Consider the following 4,487-nt stretch of genomic DNA (forward strand, 5'->3'; position numbering starts at 1 on the left):
AAGCGGGTCCTGCGGTCGAGAGGCCTCCCGCCGGGCGGCCGCGTCGCGCGCGGGCCGGCGTCAGGCCGGGGGAAACGAGGGAAGGGGCGCGAGGGAAGGAGGAAGGGGGGGGGGAAGGGGGCGAGGGAAGGAGGAAAAGGCGTGAGAAATGGGCCGGTGCCGGGCGGTATAGGAACCGGGGCGTGGATACGAAAGTCCGTGAAGCGCGGGTGTTTCGCTGGCGCGACCGGGGAGGAGCCAGTCGCGCCAGCGAAGTCAGGCCCGTCTGTGTACCCGGGACAAGGATGCCACGGACAGGCCTGGAAAGCGGGTTCGTCGCCGGGGGCGGCGCGCGCGGTGCCATGCGCGGCGGGCGGTAAACGGCGGACCGTGCGCGGGCTGGTCTTGTGCCCGTGTGCTTACGCCCGTCATCGATCGCCACCCCTGTCCGGCATGGGCATTCCTGCGGCGGCCAGCCGGGAGGAATGCGGAAAGACTTCGTTCGAGGCGCTCGATCGCTGTACGGCTCCGGCGAGGCTGGAGAATCGTTAACAAGACCAATTAGCGCCTTATGAGATACCTATTGTGTCGAAAAAATAGGGAAAGTCTACCCTGAAATTTGCTCGAACCCGCAAGATGCCTTCGTTCGCGCCTAGGTGGCGGCGATTTGTCTTGATTTTTCGGCGTTCGGCTGGTTCCTTTCGGTCTCACTCTGGCATGGGGGAAGTCGAAGAGTGGCCTTGATTAGAACCTATGTGGACCAAAATAGGTCCTTTTGGCGCCGGCCGATCGGCCGCTGCGCCGCGGAGGGTATATGCTCGAAGTGTGTGTAGAGGATCTGCGCGGCCTGCGCGTGGCGCGCGATGGTGGCGCTGGGCGAATCGAGTTGTGCAGCGCGCTCGACCTGGGCGGCCTGACGCCGTCGCTGGCGCTGATGCGGGGTGCGGTGGGGCAGGGTATTCCCGTTCACGCGCTGATCCGGGGGCGCGCGGGCGATTTTCTCTACGATGCGCAGGAACAGGCAGTCCAACTTGGCGATAGCCTTGCCGCGATCGAGGCTGGCGTGGACGGTTTGGTGATCGGGGCGGGCGGTGCGGCCGGGCTCGATCGGGCCCTGCTCGAGGATTGGGTTGGCGTTGTACGCGCCGCCGCCAGCGCGCGCGGCGCGCCGCTTTCGCTGACGCTGCATCGCGTATTCGACCTGTTGGAGGACCCGTTCGAAGGGCTGGAACTGGCGATTGAGCTGGGTTTCGAGCGTGTGCTGACTTCGGCGGGGCAGGTTTCTGCGGGAGACGGGGTGGCGCGCTTCGCGCAGCTTGCCACGCAGGCGGCGGGGCGGATCGTATTGCTGGCGGGCGGTGGACTGGTCCCTGAAGCGATTGCGGCCTTGCGGGCGGCCGGAGTGGACGAATTTCACGCCTCATGCCGCGCCGCCGCGCCGCATGAGGGGGATGCGCGCCTGCGTGAACTGGGCTTCGTGGCTGGACCGCTGCGGGTTACCGACGCGCAGCGCGTGGCGGCTTACGTGGCGGCGGCGGGCGGCGCGTAGCGGGCCTGTCCGGTTCGCTCGGGAAAAACGAGCGGCAATGCCAATGCGAGCTTGAATAATACCAATCTATACCTTATTGTGCCTGTTGTTACGCAAGGCCGTCCGCTCGTCGAGTGGTGCGGTGTCCGCATCGGCGGTGCAGTTTGCGGAGCGTGGGAGGGGCTGCCCACAGTGCTCAAAGGAGTTTTTGAATGCCTGTCACGATGACAGATACGACCCTCATGGCGGCCGAAGCGGCCGAGGGGCCTGAGGTTTGCGCGCGGTTTCTCGCGGCCAATCACGAGCGTCTGGTGGAACTGGGGCAGGCGCTGCGCTCGGCCCCGCCCGCATTGGTGGTGACGTGCGCGCGCGGGTCGTCGGACCACGCCGCAACCTATGGCAAGTACCTGATCGAGACGATGACCGGGGTGCCGGTCGCTTCGGCCGCGCTGTCGGTCGCCTCGGTCTATGCCGCGCGCCCGGTTTCGGGCGACGCGCTGCTGGTGGCGATTTCGCAGAGCGGGCGCAGCCCCGATCTCATCGCCACCGCGCAGGCCTACAAGGACGCCGGGGCGCGCGTTGTCGCGCTGGTCAACGACGAGACTTCGCCGCTGGCCGAGATGGCCGACGTGCTGATCGGTCTCAAGGCGGGGCCGGAACGCTCGGTCGCCGCGACCAAGTCCTATATCGCCGCGCTCGTCGCGCTGGCCGCGATGGTCGGCCACTGGAGCGAGGACGCCGCGCTGCTCGGCGCGCTCGAGGGGCTTTCGGCCGGGCTCGGTGAGGCTGTGGGCCGTGCTCCGTTCGGGCTGGTCGATCTGCTCGGTTCGGCCGCCAACCTGTTCGTGATCGGGCGCGGCTACGGCTTTGGTGTCGCGCAGGAGGCCGGGCTCAAGCTCAAGGAGACCTGCGGGCTCCATGCCGAAGGGTTCAGCGCTGCCGAAGTGCGCCATGGGCCGATGGCGATCGTCAATGCGGGCTTTCCTGTGCTTGGTTTTGCGGGCAGCGATGCCTCGGGCGCGAGCGTGCGCGAGGCGGCGGATGAGTTCGCGCAGCGGGGCGCCGCGGTGCGGGTGCTTGACGCCCTTTCGACCGTGGCGGGCGACAGCCTTGCCAAGCTGGCGGGCCATCCCGCGCTCGAGCCGATCCTGATGATCCAGGCGTTCTACCCCGAGGCCAATGCGCTGTCGCTTGCGCGCGGGTTCGATCCCGACAGCCCGGCCCACTTGCGCAAGGTGACCGAAACGCGATGAGCCGGATCACCTTCGAGAACGGCCAGGTGCTGGTCGATGGCGTCTGGCGGGACGGCGCGACGCTGGCGTGTGCGGGCGGGCGGATCGCCGCGATTACCCCGGCCGATGGAACCGGTGAGAGCGTCGATCTGCGCGGTGGGCGCCTCGTCCCCGGCCTGATCGACATCCAGGTCAACGGCGGCGGCGGGGTGTTGCTCAACGAAACGCCCACGCGCGAAGGCATCGCGACGATGGCCCGCGCGCACGCCGGGCGCGGCACCACGGGCATCCTGCCCACGCTCATCAGCGGCTCGACCGAGATGATCGCGCGCGCGCTCGACGCGGGCGATGAAGCCATCGCCGCGGGGGTTCCGGGATGCCTCGGCGTCCACGTCGAAGGGCCGGTGCTCAGCCGCCGCTACAAGGGTATCCACGCCGAAGAGCGCCTCTGCGCGCTTGACGATGCGATGATGGAACTGCTGCTGCGTCCGCGCCAGGGCAAGGTGGTGTTCACTATCGCGCCCGAATACCTCGATCCCGAACAGGCGGCCGCGCTGCGCGCGGCGGGTGTGATCCTCTCGATCGGCCATTCGAGCGCCAGCTACGAGACCGCGCGCGATGCCTTCGCGTTCGGGGCCACGGGGGTCACTCACCTCTACAACGCGATGCTCGGGCTGCACCACCGCGAACCCGGCATGGTCGGAGCTGCGCTGGAAAATCAGGAAGCCTGGTGCGGCCTGATCGTCGATGGCCACCATGTCCACCCTGCGGCGCTGCGCATTGCGCTCGCCGCGCGCCCGCTCGACCGCTTCATGCTGGTGAGCGATGCGATGCCCTGCGTTGGCATGGACAGCGACCATTTCATGCTCGACGGGCGCCGTATCACGGTGGCGGGCGGGCGCTGCATCGACGATGCGGGCACGCTCGCGGGGGCCTCGCTCGATCTGGCGCAGGCGGTGCAGAACAGTGTCGAGATGGTCGGCCTGCCGATCGAGACCGCGCTGGCGATGGCGAGCGCCAACCCGGCCGCGTTCCTGGGCATGGGCGACCGACGCGGGCGTCTTGCCAACGGTTTTGCCGCCGACCTGACCTGGCTTGGCCGCGACGGCGCGCCGCACGGGGCGTGGATCGCGGGCGAGCGGATCGCCTGAGCCCTCGCGCGCCGTACCCCTTCGGGCGCGCGCTTGCCGGAGCGCCCGAAACAATGCTCTTGCCTGACGACTGACCGACCGGAGACCTTGCCGCCCATGGCCGAATCACGCGCACCGATCCGCCTTCTTGCACCCCTGGCCGGATGGCTCGGCCCGCTGGAGGAACTGCCCGATCCGGTCTTCGCCGGCGGGAGCCTTGGCGACGGGCTGGCTTTCGATCCGACGGGCGACACGCTCCATGCGCCCTGCGCGGGGACGATCGCCTCGCTGGCGCGCACCGGCCATGCGGTGACGCTGCGGCTTGAGGGCGGCGCCGAACTGCTGCTGCACCTGGGCATTGATACGGTGGCGATGGGCGGTGCGGGCTTTACCCCGCTGGTGCGCGAAGGCCAGGACGTGGCCGAGGGCGATCCGCTGGTGCGCTTCGATCTCGATGCGGTGGTGCACCAGGCGTCGAGCGCGATGACCCCGTTCCTGCTGCTCGAAAGCGAGGATTGGACGCTGGCGGACAAACGCGCGCCCGGCCCGGTGGCGCTGGGCGATACGGTGATGACGCTGGTCGCGCGCGCGGCAGGGCAGGGCGCGGCGGGCGAGCCG

4 protein-coding genes are annotated in these 4,487 nt (G+C 69.0%); all 4 read left to right on the plus strand.

The window, feature by feature from the left end; all coding sequences use genetic code 11:
• The first annotated feature begins 793 nt into the window (after nt 1-793).
• Complete coding sequence (locus MTR62_RS20100) at nt 794-1,528, plus strand: copper homeostasis protein CutC (RefSeq protein ID WP_244024289.1); 735 nt, start codon at nt 794-796, stop codon at nt 1,526-1,528.
• 203 nt (nt 1,529-1,731) lie between these two features.
• The gene (locus MTR62_RS20105) at nt 1,732-2,760 is read left to right on the plus strand and encodes an SIS domain-containing protein (RefSeq protein WP_244024291.1); all 1,029 of its coding nucleotides are present in this window, start codon (nt 1,732-1,734) and stop codon (nt 2,758-2,760) included.
• On the plus strand, nt 2,757-3,890 hold the full coding sequence (nagA, locus tag MTR62_RS20110) for an N-acetylglucosamine-6-phosphate deacetylase (protein ID WP_244024293.1): 1,134 nt from the start codon (nt 2,757-2,759) through the stop codon (nt 3,888-3,890). The genes MTR62_RS20105 and nagA overlap by 4 nt, the downstream gene beginning before the upstream one ends.
• A 96-nt stretch (nt 3,891-3,986) precedes the next feature.
• A partial coding sequence (locus MTR62_RS20115; RefSeq protein WP_244024295.1) for a PTS sugar transporter subunit IIA occupies nt 3,987-4,487 on the plus strand: 501 nt, incomplete at its 3' end.

Origin of the sequence: Novosphingobium organovorum (assembly GCF_022832435.1) — a bacterium.
Lineage (GTDB): Bacteria > Pseudomonadota > Alphaproteobacteria > Sphingomonadales > Sphingomonadaceae > Novosphingobium > Novosphingobium organovorum.

Excerpts from the sequence above, each read along its gene's own strand:
- MTR62_RS20105 (WP_244024291.1), top strand. The coding sequence starts at position 1,732 with ATGACAGATACGACCCTCATGGCGGCCGAAGCGGCCGAGGGGCCTGAG.
- MTR62_RS20100 (WP_244024289.1), top strand. The coding sequence starts at position 794 with ATGCTCGAAGTGTGTGTAGAGGATCTGCGCGGCCTGCGCGTGGCGCGC.
- nagA (WP_244024293.1), top strand. The coding sequence starts at position 2,757 with ATGAGCCGGATCACCTTCGAGAACGGCCAGGTGCTGGTCGATGGCGTC.